Below are 1257 nucleotides of genomic sequence, written 5' to 3'. Positions count from 1 at the left end.
GCCGGAGCCGACGTCGTACCAGACGTCCACCGCGACAATGGGGACGGAGTGGTCCTCGTGGACAATGAAACGGAGCCCGTTGTCGAGGGTGAACTCGTCGAAGTCAACCTGCGGGATGTCCTGCGCCGACAGCGTCGTGGCCGGTAGAAACGCGGCCGCGAGCGCGAGCCAGCGCACGGGGATGGGCCTCATGGTGATGCTCCTCCGAAAACTTTGGGTGTGTACCGGGCGCCCCTACTACTGGCGTCATCCTCTCTGGTTCCAACGCTATTCTCACACCGCGCTGAGCGCGGGTTCGAGCAACGGCGCCAGGTAGCGGCCAGTGTGGCTATCGGCCACGCCGGCCACCTCCTCCGGCCTGCCCATTGCAACAACGCGGCCGCCGGCGTCGCCGGCGCCGGGGCCGAGGTCGATCACCCAGTCGGCCGACTTCACGACCTCCAGGTTGTGCTCGATCACGACGACCGTGTGCCCGGCGTCCAGCAGCCGATCCAGCACGCCGAGCAGCTTGCGGATATCTTCGCCCGCCAGTCCCGTGGTGGGCTCGTCCAGGATATAGATGCGTCGACCCGCCCGCTTCGAGGCGCCGACCAGCTCGCGCGCGATCTTGAGCCTCTGCGCCTCTCCGCCCGACAGCGTCGGCGCCGGCTGGCCCAGGCGCAGGTAACCCAGTCCCACCTGCTGGAGCTGCCACAGGGCGCGGCCGAAGCGGTCCTGTCGTATGAATACGTGGATGGCCTGGTCGATCGTCATCGCCAGCGCGTCGGCTATGCTGTGGCCCTTGAAGTGGACCTCCAGCACGCCCGACCTGAAGCGCGCCCCGCGGCACACTTCGCACGACACGAGGACGTCCGCCATGAAGACCATCTCCACCTGGACGACGCCGTCGCCCTTGCACGCTTCGCAGCGCCCGCCCGCTACGTTGAACGAGAAGTGTCCGGGTCCGTAGCCGCGCTCGCGCGCCAGCGGCTGGCTGGCGTAGAGCCGGCGCAGGTGATCGAACGCCTTGATGTAGGTCACCGGATTGGAGCGCGGTGTGCGGCCGATGGGCGACTGGTCGACGAGCACCGCCTGATCCAGGCGCTCGGTCCCCTCCAGGCGCTCGAGCGAACCGACCCGCTCGCCCAGGTGCCGCTTGGCGGTCGGCCCTCCGGCCAGCTCGTGCTCGAGCGCGCGGTACAGCACGTCGTGCACCAGCGTGCTCTTCCCCGAGCCGCTCACGCCCGTGACGACCGTCAGCGCCCCCAGCGGGATGTC

The 1257-nt window shown here is 68.9% G+C and carries 2 protein-coding genes; both read right to left on the bottom strand.

Features of this window, described 5'->3' with window-relative positions:
- The coding region (locus ABFS34_16910; GenBank protein ID MEN8377107.1) for a hypothetical protein at positions 1–192 on the bottom strand (192 nt) is incomplete at its 3' end.
- Between the two features lie 81 nt (positions 193–273).
- On the bottom strand, positions 274–1257 hold a 984-nt coding region (locus ABFS34_16905; protein ID MEN8377106.1), incomplete at its 5' end, for an ATP-binding cassette domain-containing protein.

It is taken from the genome of Gemmatimonadota bacterium, from assembly GCA_039715185.1.
GTDB lineage: Bacteria > Gemmatimonadota > Gemmatimonadetes > Longimicrobiales > RSA9 > DATHRK01.
This window is presented reverse-complemented; position numbering and strand designations above follow the sequence as displayed.